This is a genomic window from Verrucomicrobium sp. BvORR034 (genome assembly GCF_000739635.1).
Lineage (GTDB): Bacteria > Verrucomicrobiota > Verrucomicrobiia > Verrucomicrobiales > Verrucomicrobiaceae > Verrucomicrobium.
In genome coordinates, this window is sequence record NZ_BATQ01000150.1 from 1 (window position 1) to 22,656 (window position 22,656).

Sequence of the window (22,656 nt, forward strand, 5' to 3'; positions counted from 1 at the left end):
CTCTAGCTCCCGCCTTCTCCTCCCCCAGACGACTGACGTCGCTTCAGGGTGATGCGCTTGAAGCGCTCATCCCCCGAGGCACTCTCACTCTGCACCAGCGGGTCGTTCACAAAGATGTTGTGCACCAGGCGGCGGTAGTAGCTGTTCATGGGGTTGAGCACCGCAGGCTGGCCGGTCAGCCGGACGCGCTCGGCCAGCTCTTTCACCTTCTCCAGCATGCGATCCTCCCGCATGGTGCGGAAGTATTCCACATCCACCCGCACCCGGGGCGCGGCGGGATCCCGCCGCTGCAGGATCCGGTTCACGAGGTACTGAATGTCATCCAGCACCTCGCCACGATGCCCCACGAGGGCGTCCGTCTCTTCAGTGAAAATCTGCAGGGTCGGCCCCTCCGCCCCTTCCTCCTCCTCGATCCGCACCACGAACCCCAGATACCCCAGCAGGGTATCCAGGATCTGACGGGCGTGCTCGAGCGGCGGCAGGGTCATGTCATGCTTTGGGCTTCCTGGACTTGGATCCTCCCCCACCGAGACGTGGGATCGAGGTCTTGTCTTTCTTGTCCTTGCCGGACTGACCGGAGCCAGAGCCAGGCGTCACATCAATCACCGCTTTTTTTTCAAGCACCGGGTCCTTCTGCCAGAGACGGCTCACCTGGGCCTGGAAGATGCTGTAGATGTTCTGCACGGTCCAATACAGCGCCAGCGCGGAGGCGAACGAGTAACAGAAGAACAGGAACATGAATGGCATCAGCATGAAGATGCGCTGCTGCGTCTTGTCAGCCGACGCCGGCTGCGGCGTGAGCTTCATCTGGAGGAACATCGTCAACCCCATGAGCAGGGGCAGCGGGTTCAAAGGCAGGTGGTAGCCGAGCAGATGCAGCGTGGTCACCGTGTCCGGCAGGGAAAGGTCCTGGATCCAGCCAAAGAAGTGCTGGCCACGAAGCTCTGCCGCATAACGGAGCACCGCGTAGAAACCGAAGAAGATGGGGATCTGGACGAGAAGCGGCAAGCAGCCACCGAGCGGGTTCACCCCATACTCGCGGTACATGCGCATCATCTCCGTATTGACCTTCTGCGGATCATCCTTGTGCTTCTCCTGCAGTTCTTTGATCTTCGGCGCCAGCAGCCCCATGCGCTTCATGGTGGCGTTCGAGCGGGCTTGAACGGGCCAGAGAAGGCTGCGCACAGTGATGGTGAGAAGGACGATGGCGAAGCCCCAGTTGCCCGTCAGATCGTGGAACCAGCGCAGCATGAACACCAGCCCGCGGCTCACAAAGGTGAACCAGCCGTAGAACATGACGTACTGCATCTGGCGGTTGGGCTGGCCCTCGGCCACGTCGATCTTCTTCAGATCGTGGAAAATCTTCGCACCGATGTAGATCCGGTAGTCAACCGTCGTGCTGGCATTGGGCTCCAGCTCGATGGCGGGAAGGCCCACGCCGCCGTGGATGGCATAGTCTTGAAGCGCCTTTTTGTGATCCTTGAACTCGTCGTTGGAGTGATCAATGAGGAAACGGGTAGCCCAGGTCTTGGCCGGGATGTCCGCCTTCGTGCTGATGAGCGTGGTGTAGAAGCGGCTCATCACCCCACCCCAGCGCAGATGCTGGAAGTTCTTCTGCAGCTCCACAACGGGGCCGCCAAAACCGAGAAATCCAGCACCATCACGGAAGCTGCCCGTGGCGAAGTTGCTCGCATCACCGGCGTCATTCCACACAAAGGCAGGTGCTTCAATTTCGTCCGGACGCAGCGAGGAGGCCGCCCCTGTATAGAGGTAATAACTGTCGCGCACCAGTTTGGCGCTGGACTGGTTCTTGATCGTGACTTTCAACTCCACGAGGTGGTCATTGCTGCCGGCTCCTTCTGAGAAGCTGTACTCCTTGCGCACCAGCACCTGCTCGGGCGAAAGCGCCTCGAACACGACACGCTTGTCCGTCTTCTCGACGACGTTGTAAGTCAGATCCTGGTAGGCTTTGGCAGCGGTGCCGAGCGCGCCGATGGCCGCCTTGCCGTGCTGGTTGAGCTTGATGTGATCCTTGGTGTCCAGCATCACCACGGAGGCGATACCGCCACCCACGTTGGTGAAGGTGTAGATCGCGCTGGCATTTTTCAGCTCAATCTTCTCCTCTGCCACAGGTGCGGTCGCACCAGGCGCTGCGGGAGTCGCGGGATTGGCCGGGCTGGCGGGATTGGTGGCCGCAGCCTGGGCGGGATCCGTAGTCGTGGCCGGGGCAGTAGACGCAGGCGGAGGTTGAGGTGCCGGTGCGGGCGGATGCTTCGCAGTCCACCAGAAGTTGAACGCCATGCCTATGGCACAGAGGGTGACGACAATCCAAGCTTTACGATCCATGAGAGAAAGTGTGTGATGCTAAAATAGTGAAATGGGGTCGGTAGATGCCGCCGCCCTCGGTTGGCCACCGCACGTCACACGGGGGGACGGGGCGGTATCTCAGACTCCGGGGTGGCGGAGGGAGACTGGTGGAGCGGATGACCGTTCTGGCAATGACATTCTGTGGACTTTCCAGGTGACAAGTCCGGCACCGGATCAAGCCCGCTCCCTCCCCAGGGATTGCAGCGACCGATCCGTTTGATCCCCATCCAGCCGCCACGCATGACGCCGTGCCGCTCTACTGCCTGTAGAAAATAATGCGAACACGTGGGCTCAAACCGGCAGCCGCTGCCTGGGCCGCCGACAAAGTGCAGCACCGGGGAAATGAAGATCTGATAGCCCCTGATGGCGATGCGTATGAGCGTCTTCATTCCTCTTCACGGACCACTCGCGTCTGGGCCTGCGCCTGAATCTGGGCAGGAGGATTCTCACGAACCAAGACACCGGCGCGTTTGGCGACTTTTTGAAAGTCGGTGCGCAGTTCATCAAATGTGGCACCGGCCGCCTTCCAGCGGGCGATGACCACAAGCCAGACTCCCGGAGCGAGAGGGGTGGCACGCAAAATTTCCCGGAGACGACGGCGCACCAGATTTCTCTGCACCGCGCCGCCCACCTTCCGAGAGGTGATGAGGCCTGACCTCCAAGGCGCCTCCTCACCGGCACGCAAAACCCCGAGCACGACGTAGCGCCCGGGGTAAGTGGTGCCCTCAGTCCGCACACGACCAAATTCGGAGGCACTCCGAAGTCGGCGCGCGGCGGGGAATCGCATGACTGCGGGCCGGAGCCCTGAAGCGGGCGGAAAAAGTTAGTACGACGGGTAACCGCTCGTGTTGTGCTGCTGCGTGTGGCGCTTGAAGTGCACTTCCACACCCTTGGGAAGCAAACGCTTGCGGCCAGCACGGCGGCGGCGGCGCAGGATGTCGCGTCCGTTCACGGTTTTCGTCCGGGCGCGGAACCCAAACTGTTGTTTGCGGGTGCGCTTGGAGGGCTGGTAGGTACGTTTGCTGGGCATATTCGCAGGGTGGATGAAAGGTAAATGACACCTGCGGCGCACCGCTGGAATCAATGGGGCGGGCAAACTAACGGGTTCGAATCGGTTGTCAACTTCTGAGTCATCTGACCTTCATCCCGCCCCCACGCGGGCGAGAAATCGTTTTCGCGCCGGTCCATAAGAGTATAAGATGGACTCACATGCCTCAACTGTCCGCACCGTCTGAACCCCGCATCGAGCCCGCCACGCTGGAAGACCTTCCACAACTGGCGAACTTGGTCATGGCTCTGCTCGGGGAAGAGGAGGATTTTACGCCCAACCGGATCAAGCAGGAGCACGGGCTCCGGTTGATTCTTGAGCAGCCTTTGCGCGGCCGCATCTTCGTCCTGCGGAACGATCACACACTGATCGGCATGGTGAACCTGCTCTTCACCATCAGCACGGCTGAAGGTGGCTTCGTCATTCTCATGGAAGACGTCATCGTCCACCCCATGCACCGCGGCCAGGGCTATGGCTCCATGCTCCTCAAGCATGCCATCGAGTTCGCCCGGGAGAAAAAATTCAAACGCATCACCCTCCTCACCGATAGGATCAGTGCAGAGAGCCAGCGTTTCTTCCAGAAACACGATTTTGTCTTCTCGCACATGATTCCCATGCGATTGCTCTTTGGGGATGAAAGCGCCGGATGAGCCCAATGTTCCCCTGGTCTTCGAGCCAGAGGAGGCAACTCCGCCCGCCGCGACGGAGACCCGCCCCGTGATCGAATACGGAGCCCGGTCTGAAGCCCTGCCGGCCGCGGATGCCCTGGCGTGGAGCCTGCTAGGCCTGCTTGCTTTCTGCGCCCTCTGCTTTGTAGCTGGCGCCCTGACCCTCCGCTACCGCGAACGCCATGCCGCCCCACCCGAGGAGGACGATGAGGACAAGCCCGTGATCCTCCCCCGCACCCCCAACCGCCCACCCGACGACGAGAGCCCCCGTCAACCCTGGGAACGGGACGGCGACTGGTGGAAAAAGTAGCCCTATGGACAGCCCAGAGTCGCCCCCGCCGCTCTCAAGGCAAAGTTCCCGCTCGAAGGCTATGACAGATGGTCAATTAAGATCGAGCTTTCTGTGCGGCGGCAGCTTGTCACACCCCTTCTGCCTCGCACCCCTGAATCACTCAAAATGAGCGCTTTGCGTTATATCCTACTTTTCCCATGGGGAATTTGGAATTACTCCTTGCGCGGTCGCAATTCAGGACTAAACTTGCGGTCCAACGTACTTGCAGCTTCGTTGGGTTCCCTTCATCCCAGTGAACTTCATCCCTGAAATGCTTCCCGAGCACTCGCCCTTCTCCCCCGACCAACGTCGGTCCATCGAAAGCCTGATCGCCAGCTTTTCCCCCGCGCAACGTTTTTGGCTGGGTGGTTACCTCTCTGCCGGAGAAGCAGTGCCCGCTGCGGCAGCCCCTGCCACGGCAGTGAAACTGACGATTCTGTACGGCACGGAGTCCGGGAACTCGGAGAAACTCGCCGATCTCTCTGCCAAGGAGGCCAAAAAGCACGGCTTCCAGGCCACCGTGAAGAACATGTCGGACATCGCGCCGGCAGACCTGGCCAAGATCGAGAACCTCCTGGTGATCATCAGCACCTGGGGCGATGGGGATCCCCCGGAAACAGCCACCTCATTCTACAAAGCTCTCATGGGCCAGACGCTGGCCCTGCCGAAGCTGCACTTCTCCGTGTGCGCTTTGGGTGACACCTCGTACGAACGCTTCTGCCAGACCGGCAAGGACATTGACGCCCGTCTGGCCAGCTTCGGCGCCACCCGCGTTTCCCCGCGTCAGGATTGCGACGTGGACTATGAGGAAAATCACCGCACCTGGCTGGAGGCGGCCCTTGCCGCCCTCCGCGCCCTTGCTCCATCCGCCCAAGCGCCAGTCGTGGCCGGCGGCTCTGTGTCCGCCGCGCCTGCCAACGCCGCCTACGGGAAAAAGAACCCCTTCGGTGGGGAACTCCTCGAACGTGTGCTGCTCAATGGCAAAGGCACCTCCAAGGAGACCTGGCACTACGAGATCTCCCTGGACGGCTCCGGTCTGGTCTATGAGCCCGGCGATGCGCTGGCCGTGATCCCCGTGAACGCCCCGGACATGGTGCAGGGCATCCTGAAGGCCTCCAAGCTCAGCGGCAGCGAAGATGTTTCCTTGAACGGCGAAGGCAGCAAGCCGCTGTCCGACGCCCTGCGCGAAAACTTCGACATCACTGCGCTGTCCCGCCCGGTGCTGACCAAGCTGCAGGCACTGACGAAGTCCAAGAAACTGGCCGCGCTGCTCGGCGAAGATGCCAAGGACAAGTTCAAGGATTACCTCTGGGGCCGCTGGATCGCGGACGCGATCGCCGACTACGCGCCGAAGGGCCTCTCCGCCGCGGACCTGGTTTCCATCTTCCGCAAGCTGCCGCCGCGCCTCTACTCCATCGCCTCCAGCCCCCTCGCCCATCCGGGTGAAGTGCACCTCACCGTCGCCTCCGTGCGGTATGATGCACACGGCGTGAGCCGCAAGGGAGTGGCCTCCACTTACCTCGCCGATCTGGTGAACAAGGGTGACAAGGTTGCCGTGTACAACCACCAGAACAAAAACTTCCGCCTGCCCGCCTCCTCGGATGTGCCGGTGATCATGGTCGGCCCCGGCACGGGCGTCGCCCCCTTCCGCGCCTTCGTGGAGCACCGCGGGGCTCTGGGACAGGGCGGCAAGTCCTGGCTGTTCTTCGGCGACCAGCGTTATACTTATGACTTCCTCTACCAGGTGGAGTGGCAGGAGCACCTGAAGAGCGGCGCCCTCTCCAAGCTGGACGTAGCCTTCTCCCGTGACCAGCCTGAGAAAGTGTATGTCCAGAACCGCATGCTGGAACGCAGCAAGGAGCTCTATGCCTGGCTTCAGGACGGGGCTCACTTCTACGTCTGCGGCGATGCCGCCCGCATGGCCAACGATGTGCACGAGGCCCTCATTTCCGTAGTCGCCACGGAAGGCGGCAAGTCCCGTGAAGCAGCCGAAGCCTATGTTGAGGATCTGAAAAAGACCAAGCGCTACCAGCGCGACGTGTACTGAGGACCGCCCTTCCAAGTATTATTTCCCAACACCCAACCCCGCCGCTCTTTCCAACCCCTTCCCGCCAACCTGCGGCATCCACGCCAATGTCTGAAAAGAAACTGTCCGCCAACGAAGGAATCAAAACCCGCTCCAACTACCTGCGCGGCACCATCGCAGAGGGCCTGGCCGATCTTTCCACCGGCTCCCTCTCCGAGGACGACCAGCAGCTCATCAAGTTCCACGGCAGCTATCAGCAGGACGACCGCGACCTGCGCCCGGACCGCCGCAAGCACCGTCTGGAAAAGGCCTACTCGTTCATGCTGCGCATCCGCGTGCCCGGTGGCGTGTCCACCTCGCACCAGTGGCTCGAGACCGACCGCATGGCCGATGCCTATGCGAACGGCACGATCAAGCTGACCACCCGCCAGGCCTTCCAGCTTCACGGGATCATCAAGACGAACCTGAAGCGAACGATCAAGGAGATCAATGACGCAGCCATGGACACCATCGCGGCGTGCGGTGACGTGAACCGCAACGTCATGTGCAACCCGAACCCCTTCCTCTCCAGCGTGCATGAGGAGGTGATCAAGGCCGCCCGTGACATCTCCACCCACCTGACACCCCAGACGGGTGCCTATCACGAGATCTGGCTGGACGGTGAAAAGGTGAAAACCAGCGAGGAGGATGAAGAGCCCATCTACGGGAAGACCTATCTCCCCCGCAAGTTCAAGATCACCATCGCCGTGCCCCCGAGCAATGACGTGGACATCTTTGCCAACGACCTTTCCTTCATCGCCATCGTGGAAGAGGGCAAGTTGGTCGGCTACAACGTCGCCGTCGGCGGCGGCATGGGCATGACCCATGGCAACGAGGCCACCTTCCCGCGCATCGCTGACGTGATCGGCTACTGCCCCGCAGACAAGGTGGTGGACGTGGCGGAGAAAGTGGTGCTGGTGCAGCGTGACTTCGGTGACCGCACCGACCGCAAACACTCCCGCCTGAAGTACACGATTCAAGACCGCACCCCCGAGTGGTTCCTCTCCGAGCTGAACAAATACCTCGGTTACGACCTCGAACCCGTGCGCCCGTACGAGTTCAAGGACAACGGCGACCGCTACGGCTGGGTCGAGGATGAGCGCGGCAACTTCCACTACACCCTCTTTGTACAGGGTGGACGCGTGCTGGACACCCCAGGCTATCCAATGCGCACCGGACTGCGTGAGATCGCCAAGATCCACGACGGCGACTTCCGCCTGACGGCAAACCAGAACCTTCAGATCGCCAACATCTCCGCCAAGAAGCGCGCCGAGGTGGAAGCGCTGCTGGAGAAGTACGGCATGCACCAGAGCCATGAACGCAGCGCCCTCCGCCTTGCCTCCATCGCCTGCGTGTCCCTGCCAACCTGCGCCTTGGCCCTTGCAGAAGCAGAGCGCTATCTGCCGGATGTGCTCACCACTCTGGAGGAGACGATGGAAGAAGTGGGCCTGCGTCACGATGCAATCACCATCCGTATGACGGGCTGCCCCAACGGTTGCGGCCGCCCCTTCATCTCGGAGATCGGCTTCGTGGGTCGTGGTCCAGATCGCTACAATCTGTATCTGGGCGGTGGCCATGCAGGCCAGCGTCTGAGCAAGCTGTATCGTCAGGACGTGGCGGCAGAGGACATTCAAGCTGTACTTGCCCCCATCTTGAAGCACTACGCCACGGAGCGCAATGAAGGGGAACACTTCGGTGACTTCGTCATTCGTGCCGGCTATGTGCAGGCCACCGTGCAGGGCGATGACTTCCACAAGAACATCAAGGACGAAGCCTACCTTTCGAGCTAGGTCATAGAGTTCCAGATGCAAACTTCGAGCCCCCATCTGCTGCGCGCGGATGGGGGCTTTTCGTTGTGGGGCCGTTCTACGCATGGAGACAACCGGCTCAAAAGGGCTCAGCTGTTTGATCACGCATCCCCTTCGGCGACTGAGCCGGATGACACATCCGGACTAATCCTGTGGCGGTCCCCGGGGTGTAGTCCGGTTGTCTCAACCGGTCAGGCAGCGGAGGGATAACTCGGGGAATCAACTGTAGGCGTGTGACCGCCAGTATTGGGCGCAGACCATCGCAACAAGCCCAGCCCCTCCCCACAACTTGACAATCCAGCCCACACCAATTTCTCTATCCGCATGCTTTTTCTCATTCTCCTCATCGAAGGCGTGGTGATCGCCGCTGTAGCCTATGGAGTCGGCGCACTGATCGCCGTGGGCGGCTGGCTGGTGTCGAAGGTCATTCCGCCCCTGAAGATCCCCGCCTTTGTGCGCTGGACCCTTGCCGCGCTGGCCGTAGGCGTGATCGGATTCTGGGGACTCGCGGACATCCTAAATGCCACCGACGTTCAGGCAGATGACTGGATGAAGGTTGCCTCCATCACCTTCAAAATTTGCTTCGGACTCGCGCTGGCCGCCCTCGTGCTGACGGGCATTCTGGTCTCCACCACCAAAGCGGTGGTCAAAGGCGTGGCGAAAGGAGCCAAGGCATTGGCGAAGGACGGGGACTGATCTGGCATCTCTGAAACGAAGGAAGCGGCGTGGGATCGGAGCATCATCCCCTCCGACATCGCAAGCCCCCAGACGCGCCTCCTTTCATCTCGCACGCAACACCTGAGCGCGCAGCGCTTTTGGGACTGCGGCGAGCATCGCCGCTTTCGCTACGCCTTGTGATGTCCTCGCACCCCAGCATGTGAGCAGGGAGCATTGAGCGAGCCGCAGCGTCACAGCGCGCCCTTATCCCCAGGCCATCCATCCCGCATTCGCTCCCCACCACCCGCTGGCGAAAGCGGTGTCAAGCCACCAACACTCCAAGACGCTGGCGCGAAATTGAATGTGCCCCAACGATACCAAGACCGACGCCAGAAGCACATCACACGGACGATCCCCACGAGATCGCAACCAAGCAGCAATCTCGGTCGCCCCTCTTACGCCTCCTTGTCCTTGATCCGGCCCTTCGGCACGAAGTTCGGGTACTTGGTTTTGATCTGGTCTCTCAATGAACTCGCCTTGTCTTTCTGACCCAGCTTGTCCAGTGCATCAGCCGCCTTGTGGGCGGCCTCGGGCGTGATCTCAGGATCAACAAAAACCTGGCTTACTACCACGTAGTTTCCTGCGGCCTTCTGCCAGGCAGCCTTGGCACCGTCCAGATCACCGTTGGGGGCGGCCACCTCGCCACGCACCATGAAGATGTCCCCTTGCAATAGCTGAAGCTGGGCATGCAGTCGGCCTTCTTTCATGATCTGCAGGCCTTCGATGGCACAGGCATCGGCCTCGTCGAGGCTCTTCTTGCCCAACAGGGCATGGCCCTTGGTGAGCAGAGCCTTGGCACGGCTGGCCCCCTCCGGAGTCTGCGCGAGGTAGAAATCGAGCGCGCGTATGGAAGCGTCGTAGTTGCCGTTCTCCAGCTCGGCCATGCCGAGGTAGTTCCAAACAACGCCCTGGGTGCCGGAAGGATTGTCAGGAGTGGTCGCCTTTACCAAGTACTTGGCAGCAGCTTTGAAATTGTCGCGCTTGAAGTAGCGCTCGCCCAACCAGGCCAGGATGGCCGGGGAGATGCTCGCGGTCTCACGCACTTCATAGTACTTGTCGATCTCCTTGGAAACACCGTCCACGTCTTCACGCAGCGTCTGGCAGGAAATGAGCAACTGGCTGGCCTCATCAAGGTACTTCTTGGGATCCTGTTCAATCGCCTTGCGCAACGGCTCAATGGCTTTGCCGTAGCCTTCACGAGTCTTGAGGTCGAAGTAACCGCGACCGATGCGGTACCAGCACTCGGCTGCTGCCGGAGTTGCCGGGAAGGTTTTCACCAGCGTCTCAAAGTCCGCGATCATCCCCTGAATGTCACGCAGGCGGGACTTGATGTCACCGCTCTGGTAGTAGGCCATTTCCAGCGCCGGATGTCCGCGGAAGTCCTTGATGATGACTGTGAAATCCGCGAGCGCCTTGTCGAAGGACGGGATGCCCTTGAAAGCAATCCCACGCTGAGCGAGTGCCACCGGCAAGTTGCCATCCTTGGGGAACTCCTGGATGAACATCGTCAAGGTATTGACCGCATCGGTGTACTTGCCAGCCTCCGCCTCGGCGAAGCCCTTCTTGTAGATCACTGTGGCACGAACCTTGTTCGGCACCTTGCTCACGTCGAGACCCGCAAAGGCGGCGGCCGCCTGCTTGTATTCGGCCTTGCTGAACCACCAGTCGGCCCGGATGAGGCGGGACATCAGGAGGTACTCGTGCCCCGGGAACTTCGTAGCGTAGCGTTCCTCGAACCGCTCCGCGAAGATGGGCATGTCCTTGTCATTCAGCTGGAAGAAGCACACCAGCTTCTGATAGCCGGCCTCGAGGGCCTCCTTCGTGTCGGGATGGTTCTTCTCGATGACGAGGAAGGTGTCCACCGCCTGGCGGTACATCTGCTTGTTCTTGTAGGCATTGCCCACGATGAGCAGCATCTTGCCCTGGAGGTCCTCAGGAGCCACCACCGTGGCATTCTTCGTGTAGGTCTCGATGGCGCCATCGTAGTCGCCTTTGACATAGTTTCCTTGAATCAGGCCGTACACGGCGATCCCCTTCTTGTCAGAAGGCAGATCTTTCAGTGCCAGGGCACGCTCAAAGTTTTTGAGCGCCTGCTCGGGCTTGTTTGACTCGTTGTAGAGCAGGCCGGAGCGAATCAGGGCGTCGCCCAAAACCTTGTCATCCTTGGCGTCGCCGATGATCTCCAGGTAGGTCGCGATGGCATCCTCTTTCTTGCCAAGTTCGGTGGAGCCCAAGGCCACTTCCTGGAGGGCGAACTCGCGATTCTGCAGGTCGCCTCCCTTCACGCCCGCCACCACCTTGAAGGCGGTCAGGGCCTTTTCCTTCTGATTGGAATACTTGTAGCAGAGCGCCTTGTTGAAGACGGAACCCAGCTTGAAGTCCACATTGGTGCCCAACTTCTCCGCGATCTCGAAGTAGGTGGCCCCTTTGGCGTAGTCCTTCGCGTTGTAGGAGAACATGCCCATGCGGTAGGCTGCCAGGCCGGCGCTGTCCGTGCGGGGGAACCGGGTCAGGACCTCATTGTAGCAGCGTTTGGCATCGTCGTTCTGCTTGGTCTTGTAGTAGCACTCGCCCAGCCGGAACCACGCCTCCGCACCATGCCGCCCCAGCGGGTAGGTCGTGACGTAGTCCGTGTAGGGCTTGATCGCGAGCTTGTAGTCCTGCTGGTTGTAGGTCAGCGTCGCGTAGTCGTACAGGTCCTCATCCGGTCCGGGAATCCTGCCTGGATCCACCGCTGGCGTGGCCCGGGGCGGAGCCTGTGGTGTCTCCACCGGGATCGCTCGCGGGGCACCTGGCTCCGCAATCGGCACGGCACGTGGCACCGCCTGCCCCAACGCCGTGGCTTGGAATCCCGTCGAGCCCACCCCCACCCCCATGGCGAGGCTGGCAATGACAAGACCGGTGGAACGTACCAGGGCTGGGGCTTTCATGAAAATTCTGGAAATATACGCGCGCTACAAGGCGGTGGAGGCAGCTGCCGAGGGGGCCGGTGCCGAAGGTGGCGCCCCCCCAGGAGCATCGGATTCTGGTGGTCGCGTCGCAAAAGACACGTTCCAAATGCCTGCTTTCTGGCAGACATCCAAAACATTAATGGTGAACTTGTAGAGACTGTTCTCGTCACTGCGCAGAATCACGGCCTGATCCTTCTGTACACTCGCGATCAATTTGAGCTTGGTCAGGAGCTGATCTCCCGTGAGCGTCTGGCCTTCCATGGTGATCACGCCGTCCTTTTTGACGTTGATCACGATCTCTCCGTACGTGCGGTCGGTGTTCTCCTTGCCTTCCTCGGCGGCGGGCACGGCGATCTCGATCTCCGTCTCCTGTTTGGCGAAGTTCATCGTGATGATGAAGAACAGAAGAAGGAGCAAGAGGATGTCGATCAGGGGAGCCAACTGTAACGGAATGGGCTCAATCTTGCTGACGTTGCGAAATTTCATGCGTTCGATCCTATTTGGGGGCCGCAGGCGGCACCGAGATTCAAGTCACCTCGTTGTTACGGCTCCTGCACTGGAATGGACCCGGCGGAGCCAGGAACCTGGTCAGAGCGCGGGAATTTCCGTGTGAGCCCCATGCCCGGCGGAGGCAGCAGCCGAGCGGGAGGCAGCGGCGCGAGCGGCCCGCTTGTACTGGGCGGAAAGCAGGGCCATGAGGTGGGTGCTGGCAGACTCCAGCTCCGACACGAGGCGCTGGGCCTTGCCCCGCAGCATGGCGTAGATCATGAGGGCGGGAATACCGATGATGAGGCCTGCCGCCGTACAGAAAAGAGCTTCATACACCCCAGTGGCCACGCCCACGGCCTGGCTGCCCGCGAACTGCGTGTGGGAGATCTGGTTGAAAGAGGTGATCAGACCGAACACCGTACCCAGCAGGCCCATCATGGGGGCGATGGAGCCCACATCACCCAGGTAGGAGATGCGCTGGAGGATCAGGCTCGCCTGACGGCTGCCCTCTGCCTCGGTCACCTCCCGCACTTCATCGAAGCTGGCGGTCGGGTTCTTGGTGGCAAAGTCCAGTGCCTTGGCCGTCACGCGGGCCACGCACTCATTGCGGCGGTTGCAGACTGCCAGCAGGCCCAGGTAGTCCTGCTTGCGGATCAGGGCATCCGCAGAGTTCATGAAGGCGTCACTCACCACAGCATTTTGGCGGATGGTGAACCCGTTGAAGAAGATGAGCGCCAGCGTGAAAAGCGAGAGCACCACCATGGGGTAAAACAGCAACCCCATTTTGTGTTTGATGTTGCCGATGCCACCGTCGAGGGCGGATGCCTGAGCCCCGGGTGGAATCGTCCCTGGTGCCGAGGAGGTGATCACCGGAGCGGCCGATCCTGGCTGGCCGCCCCCGGGTGACTGGGCCTGCAAAGAAGCCAGCGGCAGACCGAGCATCAGCCACAGTACGGAGAGGGTCAAAAAGACGTTTTTGGGACGCATCGCCCGGCAAAATATGGGCATCCAAGCGTTTTGCAAACCTTTACCATGCGGCGGTGTGAGACAGTCCTCAGGCAGACATTCGCATGACTGCCCAGCTCAGCCCCAGGGCTCCAATGACCAGCGAGCCGGGAATGGTGACCGCCTTCCGGTACCAGCCGCGCTCCCAAAACTGGCCGAACAACGCAAATGCCACAGCCAGAACCGCTAGCTGTCCCAGCTCCACCCCCAGGTTCAGCCCCACCACCGCCACCAGCGGATCATTCAGAGGGATGCCAGACTCCACAAAGGCCCCAGCGAAGCCGAAACCGTGGACCAGACCAAACCCAACCACCACCAGCGGTCGCCAACGGCTCAAATCCTTCAAAACGAGATTTTCCACTGCGATGAAGGCGATGCTGAAGGCGATCAGGATCTCCACCGGGCGGTCCGGAAGGGTCACCAGACCACAGAGCGCCAAGGCAAGCGTGAGCGAATGGGCCAGAGTGAAGAGGGTGACCTGCCACAGCAAGGATCCGATCTCCCGGCACATCAAAAAGAGCCCCAGCACGAACAAGACGTGGTCCGGCCCTTCCGGCACGATGTGCTGGAAACCTGAAATCAGGCAGTGGAGGAAGGTGTCCATGGTTGTCACGGGGTGATGTCGTTTTCGCTGCTGTCGTCCCGAACTTCAAGCTCAAGCCTCCCCAATCCAGTCCGAAGGGAGTTCCTGCCTGTCTGGGAGTAAGACAAGCAGGCCGACCTTCCCTGAAGGGCTCAGTGGGCACTATCCTGGCTCATGCACTTCCCCCTGCTTTCAAGATTCGCTTGCGTCGTCATCTTCGCCATCGGGCGACTGGACGCTGCGGAGCCGGATCACGTTGACGTCTTTGCCAAGGGTGAAAGCGGCTACGGCGGCATCCGTATTCCCGCGCTGCTCGTCACGCAGAAGGGCACGCTCCTGGCATTTGCCGAAGGCAGGCGGACCTTGGGGGATCAGTCGGCAAACGACATCATCCTCAAGCGCAGCACCGATGGCGGCTCGACTTGGACGCCCCTGCAGGTGGTGCAGGATGACGGCGATCATTCGTTAAACAACCCTGTGCCGGTGCAGGATGCCCGGACCGGGCGGGTGTTCGTCATGTTCCAGCGCTATCCGGCAGGCCTCTCCGAGTTCAACAAAGGGCTGCAACCCGGCGTCACGGGCGAGGCGGTAGTGAAGAACCTGCTCATGACCTCTGAGGATGACGGAGCCACCTGGTCTGCACCGCAGGATGTCACCGCGACCACGAAACGCTCTGAAAAGGTCACCACTCTGGCCAGCGGCCCGGGCATCGGCATCCAGCTCAGTGCCGGTGCTCACGCAGGGCGGCTGGTCATCCCATTCAATGAAGGCCCCGCTGGTCAGTGGAATGTGTATGCGGTGTACAGTGATGATGGCGGCAAGAACTGGCAGATGGGCAACAACGCGCCGGGAGCCACTGCCCCCAACGCCAAGGGACAAATGGTGAGCCGCGTCAACGAAGTGCAGATGGCAGAGCTGTCTGATGGCAGCGTCCTGCTCAACACGCGGGATGAGCACCGCACCTCCGACTGCCGGAAAGCGGCGGTCAGCCGAGATGGCGGAGTGACCTGGTCTGACGTGTATGAAGTGCCGCAGCTCCCCGCCCCTCCCTGTGCCGCATCTCTCCTCCGCTATGATGCCGGGCACCTCCTCTACTCCGGCCCGGACAGCACCAAACAGCGCCACCGGGGAACCGTGCATCTGAGCACGGACGACGGAAAGACCTGGTCCACAAAGAGGCTCCTCGAACCCGGATGGTTTGCGTATTCCATCCTCGCCCGGCTGCCTGACGGCCGGGTGGGCTGCCTCTATGAAACGGGCGAGAAAGGCGCCTACGAAGTCATCCGGCTTGTGAGGTTTGAGATGGGTTGGATCACAGCCTCCCCCGCACCATGAGCTCTCCCACTCTAGCTGACCCAGATCATCGGGCGCACCTCCGCGAGCTCTATCGACGGACCTTGACCGATGATATTCTTCCTTTCTGGCTGCGCCACGGCCTCGATCACGAGCATGGAGGCATCATCACCTCCCTGGATCGGGATGGCCGCATCCTGGACACCGACAAGAGCATCTGGTTCCAGGGCCGGGCTGGCTGGATGTTCGCGACGCTGTATCATTCCCTCGAACCTCGCCAGGAATGGCTCGATGCGGCGATCTCCTGCGTGGGGTTTCTGGACCGGCACGGCTACAGCGTCGATGACCGGGGCAAGATGTACTTCACCACCACACGGGACGGCCAACCTCTGCGCATGCGCCGCTACGCCTTCAGCGAGTCGTTCGCGGCCATCGCCCACGCCGCACTGGCGCGAGCGACTGGCAGTGACGCCGCCGCCTCCGCCGCGGAGCGTGACTTCGCCAGCTACCTGCACCATGCCTTTGAGCCCGGTGCGGTGACGCCCAAGGTCAATCCCAAAACCCGTCCCATGCTCGGCATCGGCCCGCTCATGATCGGCATCGCCACCGCGCAGGAATTGCGGGCGAACCTGGGTGAGACGGTCGTCTCCGGCAGGACGCCCACGGAGTGGATCGAGCACTTCATCAGCACGATTGAGCAGTTGTTCTTCAAACCGAATCTTGCCGTGTTGATGGAAACGGTCGCACCGGATGGCAGCCTCATCGATCACTTTGACGGCCGCACGCTGAACCCTGGTCATGCCATCGAGTGCGCGTGGTTCATTCTGCATGAAGCCGACCTGCGAAAAAATGACGGATGGAAGCAACTGGGTCTCCGCATCCTCGATTGCATGTGGGAACGCGGCTGGGACGAGGAACACGGCGGGCTCTTCTATTTCCGCGATCTCCACGGACTGCCAGTGCAGGAATACTGGCACGACATGAAATTCTGGTGGCCCCATTGCGAGGCGATTATCGCCACCATGATGGCGTGGCAGGCGACGGGCGATGCCAAGTACGCGCGCTGGCACCAGCAGGTGCATGACTGGAGCTTTGCTCACTTCCCCGATGCTGAGCACGGTGAGTGGTATGGCTACCTGCACCGGGATGGCACGCCGTCAGTGCGGCTGAAGGGGAATTTGTGGAAAGGCCCGTTTCATTTGCCGAGGATGTTGTGGCTGTGCGGGGAGATGTTGGAATAGGCGGAGGCATTTGAAGCTGCTTGTAGTTCAAACTTTAGTTTGCTCAGGTCATCTCGCCGTGGTCAGACTACGAACCGCATGATGCGACTAGGATGAAGCGACGCCATGGGACCTGCGGATCCTGATTCCGCCTAAAGGCGGTACTCCAACCCTGCAGCGGACATTGCATGAGCATTTGTTTGTGATACTCCACGGTTGTTTCCCATACCCCGGCATTGGGAGCAGCGCGCAAGACTCTCACGCCCCACCCTGAGTTTCCGCGTCGTGGTTGGAGTTCCGCCTTTAGGCGGCGTATTGGATCGAGCTCAGGATGCCCAAGATTTGCCGCCGGTGGAGTGTATTGTTTGGCTGCCCCGCGGAAAGCAAAATCCAAAACAACGAACAGATCCCGCAGCAACAGCTCCGCATCCTCAACTATCTCCAACCTTCTCGTAAATCTTCGCGATCTCCAGCAGCAGCTTCTCCAATTCCGCATAATAAGCATCCGCCGCCATCGTCCCTTTCTTCGCTCGCAGGGCCTCCACATGGCGCTCTAGCTCGTCCCTGTGCTTTCGCACTTCCTCGGTCATCAACGCATCATCGGGGCTCAGAAGAAGGCTCCACTGCTTTGCCACCTGGCCGTCAGGGATTTTGCCTTCCGCCGGGACCTTGGCGGCCCGCAATCCGTCGAACGAATCGGCACGGCTGCCGACTCCGTCGCCGTTGTCCTCCAGCAACGCATGCTCTGTGGCCAGTCTTCCCTCCGTGGCAAAGAAGCGGTCCACCTGCTTGGACGCCCATAAGAACGCCTCCAACAAAGACACCTGCCCGTCCTGGTCGAGATCAGGTTCACGAGAGCCGCTCACGGCCTCGGCAAAGAACTGGCCGAAGCGGGTGTAGAACACCTCGTCGGCACTCTTGGTGGCGCTGATCAACACCCGCTTGGGTCCCGCCAGGGCCTTCACAAAGGGCGCGCTGGACGAGGCGGTCTGGATCACCGCCACTTCACCCACAAGAGGCTTCATCCATGAAGCCAGTTCTTGCGGCGTCAAGTCGGGCCCCCGCAGGTTGAACTTCGCCTCCCGGCCATCGAAGGTGCCGTGCCCGATCAGCACCACCCAGACCGGCTGCTCCGGTTGCTGGGCGGCTGCCTCCACCCATTGTTTTATCAAACTCAGGTCCGGCTTGTCCTTGCTCTCTGAGGCTGTGCCGACCACCTCGCAAGCCACGCGGGCCTTCTCACAGGCCTTCTGCCAGGACTCGGCCTCTTTCTCAAATCTCGGCTTGTATTCCGCCGCGCCTTCCGACCCCATCACCACCAGCACCCGCAGATCTCTCTGCGGCGGCACAGGCTCTGCAGCCACGAGTATCCCGGCAGCGGCAGTCATCAGAAGTGGCAAAAGTCGTTTCATCGATCAATCCAAGCATCTCATGGGTTATCTCCATCCCTGGCGGCGGCGCATCCACCACTCGGTGCCCAGCAGGGCCACAACCAGCAGGAGCAGCCACCATTGATTCCAGAGGGGCTCACTGCGAATCTCCATCATCGGCATGGCCGACTGGGGCAGTTCCGCAGCCCACGCCGCGAGTTCGTCAGGTTGCAAAACGCGACCGCCCGACCACTGGGCGATCTTTTCCAACAAAGGCCGGTTAGGCGTGAGCGAGGCAAATTCTGCGGCTGCCGGATTGAGCGCCCATCCCGTCGTGGTTTCGCCCACCACGGCACCGGTGCTGTCCTGCACGGTCGTCTTCACCCGGTAGGCCCCCGCCCGGCTCGCATGGGAGGCCGCTTCAAACATTCCCGCCTCTGCGCTCGAAGGGTCGGCCGCGAGATTGAGCTTGGTGCCGTCCGGTTCAACGATCTCCACCTTCACGCTGGCATCGTCCTGGGGCCGAAAGGCCTTGTCTCGCACCCGCACCTGCGGCGTCACCAACTCATGAGAGCCCCCTGCCGTCACCGGTACCGCCAAATCCACCCGGTCCGTCACATCCACGACCAGCCAGCGCATCATCTGACGCCAGGCCTTGTCCATGTCCGCATGCGACTCCGGGTCGCGCATGCCCCACCGCCACACATCCCCCACCATCACCGCCGCCACCCGGCCGTTGCCGTAGCGCTGCACCACCCAGGCGGGATGAGTTTTCCTTGTACCATCCGTGACCGTCGCCAGCACACTGGCCCCAGGCTTGATCGCCGTCGTCTGGTTCACGGAGAAGAAGCCGGGCATGTTGGCCAGACGGCTTTCCTCGTCGCCCTCCACACTGCGCAAGCGCATCCACGGCTCCAGCCAGCCTTCCCGGGTGAGATTGAACGCGGCATCCTGCACCGGTCCTGCCGGCCCGGCACCCGCCGCATCCAGATAGACCGGCAACATCCGCCCCACCGGGGTGTGATCATACTTGCCCAGGCGGAAGCTCTCCTGCCCACCGAGCATGAGCAGGCTGCCGCCGCGCACACTCACAAACTTCTCCAGCAGGTCCATCTGCTCCTGGGTGAAGAACTCCGCCTCCACGTCGTCCAGGATGACGGCACGGAAAGAACCGAAGAGCTCCTCCGGAGTTCGCGGAAACCCGTCCGCCAGCTCCTTCTTGTCGCTGATGCCCAGCCGGACCAGCACGGGCTGGTCATACCGCTGGGCCTCCTCCTGGCCGTCACCACGGAAGCCGCGGAAGAGCGGGTTCGACGTCTCCCCCTCCCGGCCGCGCCACTGGAACTTGGGCTCCCGGCGGGCCATGCGAATGAGGCTCACCAGTTTCACCTCATTGTCCAACTCCAGCGCCCGGCGCATGAACTTGTATTCCCAATTCGGCCGCCCGCCCACATAGAGCACCCGGTAGGGGCCGGTCTTCCGGTCCACGGCGATGGAGCGACGGTTGTTCTCCAGCGTGGTCTCCCCTGACGCGGTGGCAAGCTTGCTCTGGTCATCCAGCGAACCCGCCGCTGCCGAGCGAACCACGGTCACGGTATAAAAGGAAAGCCCAGTCTTGGCCGGACGGAACCGAGCCTGAAAGACATGATCCACCGCCCCGGCAGGAAGCTGGTGTTTTTCCGTCACCACGACCTTTCCCGCCTCGTCACGGACCACCAGACTGAGCTCCTCCTTGTCGAAACCCCGGGCCGAGACACGGGCGCTCACGGCCACCGGAGAGTCTTCAAATGGCGTCTGGGTGACATCCACGCTCTGCAGGGCCAGATCACGGGGGGCCTCTTTCAAGCCCTGCATCACCGGAAAGACCGGCACCCCCGGTTTGGAGGCCAGCAGCGTCTCAAGCTTCGCTGCGTCCGTCGCATTTCCATCGGTGAAGACCACGACAGCGGCCACCGATTGTTTCTCAAACCTCTTGAGTAGAGCCTCCAGACTCGTCACCAGGGCAGAGCGGGTGGCCCCGAAGTTCCGGGTCGAGAGATCTGCCCGGTCATGCAGCCGGTCGTCGAATGAAAACGCCTGCACGCGAAAGACATCCTCAAGTTGTTTCCACCATCCCGCAGGAGCGCCCGCCCCTGCCTCCACTCCCGGGATCATGCCAACAGGCCTCCCCGTAGCCGGGTCTTTCAAGGCCAGGCTGGCGCTGTCGTCCGCCAGAATCAGGACATCGTTCTCGCCCTTCTTGGCCGTCTGGGTCACGGACATGGGCTCAAGCAATGCCAGGAGCAGGAGAACGAAGACGGCCAGCTTGCACATCCAGCCGGCCAGCTTCCGCGACGGATGCGTCGTGGCCTGCCGGTAGCTGTACACCAGCGCCACGAGTGCCGCCAACGCAACGCCCCCGGCCACCCACGGCCAGATGCCTTCCCAACCCTGCCAGACCCAGCCCTTGTGCTCCATGCTCGTGTGAATCAGTTGCCTCCCCCGAGTTCAGTGTAATAACGACGCACCTGCTCGCGAAAGCGGTGCGGCACCGGATCCCGATCCAGCGGAGCCAGTGGATTGGCCGACTCCTTGCGGGCCAGCTCCTCCATCACCCGGTCCCGCAGCTCGGCCAGCGGCTGAACAATCTGCATGCGCACCTGGTCGCTCTGCGGAGGCAGATCGTTGCGGCGGGAGTCCACTCTCAAATTGCGGGCATTGTCCTGCACCCGGGCCGCCTGCTCGCGCAGCTCCTGGGAGGAAAGAGCCTCCTCGACACGGCGCAAACGATCAGCCCAGCCTTCGTAGTTGGCACCAGTGATCGCACTGTCGTTAGCCAGTTCTTCCGGCTGGTCAAAGAACCACTCGCCACCACCACTACCGGAATCGCCGGCTGTGGACTCGCCTCCCCCGCCGCCCGCAGCACCACCTCCCCGCCGATTGCCACCGCGTGGCGATCCCTCCGCCACCTGCCCGGGCTGACCGGCACGCTGACCTTGGCCCTGTCCTTGTCCTTGTCCTTGACCCGGGTTCGAGGAATTTTCCTGCCCTCCTGTCGGAGCAGCCTGGCCTTGACCCTGAGCTTGGCCCTCGCTGCCTTCAGCTCCGGCCATTTGTCCCTGTCCGGGATTCTGCCCTTGCTGACCCTGGCCCTGACTTGGTTGCTGCCCTTGGCCGGGAGTTTGACCCGGTCGTTGGCCCGGCTGCTGGCCCTGCCCCTCTCCTTGCTCATTGGCCGCCATTTGCTGCCCTTTGCCCTGACCCTCGCCCTGCTGCTGCCCCTGCCCAGGCTGGTCACCTTTCTTCTGGCCCTGACCGGGCTGATCTCCGGGTTGTTGACCAGCCCCTGGCTGCTTGCCCTGCTCACCGGTCTGGGTCTGCGCCGTGCGGCCTTCTTTCGAGGGATCTTTGGATTCTTCCTGGCCCTTCCCCTGCCCAGGCTGGCCTTTCTCCTGCTCCTTGCCGGGAGAGGTGCCATCCCCTTCTTTCTGGCCGGATTGCTCCCCGGCTTTCCCCGCCTGGGCTGTTTTCGAGTTATTTCCTTCTGCCTGTTTCGCTTCGCCCCGGTTGGCATCACGGGAGGCTTCTTCCAGCAGCTTGTCCAGTTCTGCGCGGGCCATGCGCAGGGATTCTGTCTCACTGCCCAGCACGCTTTCGGCGGCCTTGTCCACACTCTGCTTCAGGTCCTCGATGCCTTTGGCCGCTTTGCGCTCCTGCACCTGCGCATCTGCGAGGCGCCCATACTGCACCTGGTCACGGGCCTCACCCAGCGCATCCTCAATGCCCGCTGAGTGGGCCTTGCGCATGGCATCATGCAGAGCGGTGGAAAGGAGGGGCTCGGAAGGCTCCGCCTGCTCGCTCAACTGGCGCATCTGCTCCATCAGCTTCTCCAGAGATTCCCGCTGGGTCTCGGCCTGCCTCGACACCTGGTTGGCCTGGAGACGTTCCTTGAGCTCATCCACCTGATCTTTGGACTCCTTGCCTTTCCCCTTGTTCTGGTCCTGGGGCGCAGCTTGTTCGGCGATCTGTTCCGCCAGTTTTTCCTGCTGGCTGGCCAGGTTCGCCGTGTCCTGCTTGAGTTGTTTCATCTCCTCCGCGAACCGGCGCGCCGTGCGCTCACGAAATTCATCCCGCACCTTCTCCAGGTTTTCCTGGGCCTTGGTGGCCGCGCTGGCGGCACTGCCGGTCTGTTGTTGCGCCAGTTGATCGGCCGCCTCCCGCACCTGCTCACGGGCCTGGTCCAGCTGCTCCCGCTCCTGGGCCATATTGGCCTGGTTCTCAGGACGGTCCATGCGCTCCTTCAGGTCATCCAGATCCTTGAGGAGTTGTTCCTGTTCTTCCTGCAACCGCTTGAGCTGCTGTTCCAGCTCCTGCTTCTGCTCCGCGGTCTTGGCCTGCTGGAGTTGATTCTCCACCTCCTTGATTTTCTCCGCCAGCGCCTCCTGTCGCCGGGCCAGTTCCTTCAGACGGGCCAGCACTTGCAAATTTTCCTGCTGCTCCGCAGTCTTCTCCTCACCCGCGGCTTTTTCTTCCTCGTACCGCTTCTCCTGCTGCTTGAGTTCAAGCTGCATCAACTGGCGCTCCTCCGACTGGCTGGAGGCACTCGATGATTGCTGCTGCTGATTACGCATCACACGATGCTCCCGGCTCTGCGCGCGATTCAGTGCTTCCAGGGCCCGACGCTCCGGCGTCAGCGCCGTCGTGTTGGCCTGGAGATCCTTCTTCTCAATGCCCTGGTGCAGCGTCTTCACCGCCTCTTGCA

Annotated in this window: 18 protein-coding genes; 7 read left to right on the plus strand and 11 right to left on the minus strand. The window is 61.6% G+C overall.

Annotated features, from left to right (window positions below):
• Positions 1-2: 2 nt before the first annotated feature.
• From BV034_RS26355 to rpmH, 5 genes are all read right to left on the minus strand, one after another.
• Positions 3-488, minus strand: a complete 486-nt coding sequence (locus BV034_RS26355; protein WP_050029945.1) for a R3H domain-containing nucleic acid-binding protein — start codon at positions 486-488, stop codon at positions 3-5.
• A gap of 1 nt (position 489) precedes the next feature.
• Positions 490-2,346 (minus strand): membrane protein insertase YidC, encoded by a 1,857-nt coding sequence (gene yidC, locus BV034_RS26360; RefSeq protein WP_081888127.1) that lies wholly within the window; start codon positions 2,344-2,346, stop codon positions 490-492.
• Between the two features lie 74 nt (positions 2,347-2,420).
• Positions 2,421-2,756: a membrane protein insertion efficiency factor YidD gene (yidD, locus tag BV034_RS35210; RefSeq protein ID WP_081888128.1), complete on the minus strand. Its 336-nt coding sequence runs from the start codon at positions 2,754-2,756 to the stop codon at positions 2,421-2,423.
• A complete protein-coding gene (gene rnpA, locus BV034_RS26365) occupies positions 2,753-3,154 on the minus strand; it encodes a ribonuclease P protein component (RefSeq protein ID WP_050029947.1) in 402 nt (133 codons plus the stop codon). The genes yidD and rnpA overlap by 4 nt, the downstream gene beginning before the upstream one ends.
• A gap of 36 nt (positions 3,155-3,190) precedes the next feature.
• Positions 3,191-3,397 (minus strand): 50S ribosomal protein L34, encoded by a 207-nt coding sequence (rpmH, locus tag BV034_RS36890; protein WP_009959822.1) that lies wholly within the window; start codon positions 3,395-3,397, stop codon positions 3,191-3,193.
• Positions 3,398-3,576: 179 nt separating this feature from the next.
• Between rpmH and BV034_RS26375 the strand changes: the two genes are divergently transcribed.
• From BV034_RS26375 to BV034_RS26395, 5 genes are all read left to right on the plus strand, one after another.
• A complete protein-coding gene (locus BV034_RS26375; protein ID WP_009959821.1) occupies positions 3,577-4,065 on the plus strand; it encodes a GNAT family N-acetyltransferase in 489 nt (162 codons plus the stop codon).
• Positions 4,049-4,393, plus strand: a complete 345-nt coding sequence (locus BV034_RS26380) for a hypothetical protein (RefSeq protein WP_050029948.1) — start codon at positions 4,049-4,051, stop codon at positions 4,391-4,393. The genes BV034_RS26375 and BV034_RS26380 overlap by 17 nt, the downstream gene beginning before the upstream one ends.
• Before the next feature lie 292 nt (positions 4,394-4,685).
• Positions 4,686-6,461, plus strand: coding sequence for an assimilatory sulfite reductase (NADPH) flavoprotein subunit (locus tag BV034_RS26385; RefSeq protein WP_050029965.1), 1,776 nt, complete (start codon positions 4,686-4,688; stop codon positions 6,459-6,461).
• An 86-nt stretch (positions 6,462-6,547) separates the two neighbouring features.
• Positions 6,548-8,269 carry an NADPH-dependent assimilatory sulfite reductase hemoprotein subunit gene (locus tag BV034_RS26390; RefSeq protein WP_050029949.1) on the plus strand — a complete coding sequence of 574 codons (1,722 nt, stop codon included), beginning with the start codon at positions 6,548-6,550 and terminating at the stop codon, positions 8,267-8,269.
• A 342-nt stretch (positions 8,270-8,611) separates the two neighbouring features.
• Positions 8,612-8,983, plus strand: a complete 372-nt coding sequence (locus BV034_RS26395; protein ID WP_050029950.1) for a hypothetical protein — start codon at positions 8,612-8,614, stop codon at positions 8,981-8,983.
• Positions 8,984-9,399: 416 nt separating this feature from the next.
• Here the strand turns inward: BV034_RS26395 and BV034_RS26400 are convergent, their stop codons facing one another.
• From BV034_RS26400 to BV034_RS26415, 4 genes are all read right to left on the minus strand, one after another.
• Positions 9,400-11,934, minus strand: coding sequence for a tetratricopeptide repeat protein (locus tag BV034_RS26400; protein WP_050029951.1), 2,535 nt, complete (start codon positions 11,932-11,934; stop codon positions 9,400-9,402).
• A 24-nt stretch (positions 11,935-11,958) separates the two neighbouring features.
• On the minus strand, positions 11,959-12,441 hold the full coding sequence (locus BV034_RS26405; protein ID WP_050029952.1) for a biopolymer transporter ExbD: 483 nt from the start codon (positions 12,439-12,441) through the stop codon (positions 11,959-11,961).
• Positions 12,442-12,543: 102 nt separating this feature from the next.
• Positions 12,544-13,431 (minus strand): MotA/TolQ/ExbB proton channel family protein, encoded by an 888-nt coding sequence (locus tag BV034_RS26410; RefSeq protein WP_050029953.1) that lies wholly within the window; start codon positions 13,429-13,431, stop codon positions 12,544-12,546.
• Between the two features lie 67 nt (positions 13,432-13,498).
• The gene (locus tag BV034_RS26415) at positions 13,499-14,053 is read right to left on the minus strand and encodes a HupE/UreJ family protein (RefSeq protein ID WP_050029954.1); all 555 of its coding nucleotides are present in this window, start codon (positions 14,051-14,053) and stop codon (positions 13,499-13,501) included.
• A gap of 153 nt (positions 14,054-14,206) precedes the next feature.
• Here BV034_RS26415 and BV034_RS26420 point away from each other — a divergent pair, with 153 nt between their 5' ends.
• Both BV034_RS26420 and BV034_RS26425 read left to right on the plus strand, forming a co-directional pair.
• Positions 14,207-15,367, plus strand: coding sequence for a sialidase family protein (locus tag BV034_RS26420; RefSeq protein WP_050029955.1), 1,161 nt, complete (start codon positions 14,207-14,209; stop codon positions 15,365-15,367).
• Positions 15,364-16,566 carry an AGE family epimerase/isomerase gene (locus BV034_RS26425; protein WP_050029956.1) on the plus strand — a complete coding sequence of 401 codons (1,203 nt, stop codon included), beginning with the start codon at positions 15,364-15,366 and terminating at the stop codon, positions 16,564-16,566. Before BV034_RS26420 ends, BV034_RS26425 begins: the two co-directional genes overlap by 4 nt.
• Before the next feature lie 410 nt (positions 16,567-16,976).
• Here the strand turns inward: BV034_RS26425 and BV034_RS26430 are convergent, their stop codons facing one another.
• Together BV034_RS26430 and BV034_RS26435 are read right to left on the minus strand one after the other, a co-directional pair.
• Positions 16,977-17,933, minus strand: coding sequence for a hypothetical protein (locus BV034_RS26430; protein ID WP_050029957.1), 957 nt, complete (start codon positions 17,931-17,933; stop codon positions 16,977-16,979).
• A 48-nt stretch (positions 17,934-17,981) separates the two neighbouring features.
• Entirely contained in the window at positions 17,982-20,372 is a 2,391-nt protein-coding gene (locus BV034_RS26435) for a hypothetical protein (RefSeq protein ID WP_050029958.1), read from the minus strand.
• Positions 20,373-22,656 lie beyond the last annotated feature (2,284 nt).